Below are 770 nucleotides of genomic sequence, written 5' to 3' on the forward strand. Positions count from 1 at the left end.
ATGAAGAAAAGCAAAAATTATTATATGAATTCAATGATACTTATACAGAATATCCAAGGAACAAAACAATTTGTGAATTGTTTGAGGAACAGGTAGAAAAAACTCCAGATCAGGTGGCAGTAGTATTTGAAAATAAAGAGCTAACTTATAGGGAGTTAAATGAAAGATCAAATCATTTAGGAAGAATATTAAGAGAAAAAGGTGTAAAGCCAGATACCATGGTTGGAATAATGGTAGATAAGTCTTTTGAAATGATGATAGGTATATTAGGGATACTTAAGGCAGGAGGTGCATATCTTCCAATAGACATAGAGTATCCAGAAGACAGAATAAAATACATGTTAGAGGATAGTAATGCAAATATCCTTTTAACACAAAAACATCTTTTAGAAAAAGTAAGCTTTGGTGGAATAGTAATTAATTTAGACCAAGAGGAATTTAGTAATAGAGATAAGGAGAACTTAGAGAAAATTAATACAGCAAATGATCTTGCATATATAATTTACACATCAGGTTCAACTGGAAAACCTAAGGGAGTAATGGTAGAACAAAAAAGTGTAGTAAGATTAGTGAAAAACACTAATTATATAACTTTCAATGAAGGTGATAGTATATTACAAACAGGTACAGTAGCCTTCGATGCATCTACTTTTGAAATTTGGGGAGCTATTTTAAATGGATTAAAGCTACATTTAGTAAGTAAAAATACTATTTTAAATATGGAAGAAATGGACAAGTATATAAGTGAAAATAATATAACAATATTATGG

The 770-nt window shown here is 29.4% G+C and carries 1 protein-coding gene; it reads left to right on the plus strand.

Annotated features, from left to right (window positions below):
• Positions 1-770, plus strand: a 770-nt coding sequence (locus FAY47_RS19930) for an AMP-binding protein (protein ID WP_143318654.1), incomplete at both ends; no start/stop codon positions are given.

The organism is Clostridium sp. HBUAS56017 (assembly GCF_007115085.1).
GTDB lineage: Bacteria > Bacillota > Clostridia > Clostridiales > Clostridiaceae > Clostridium > Clostridium cibarium.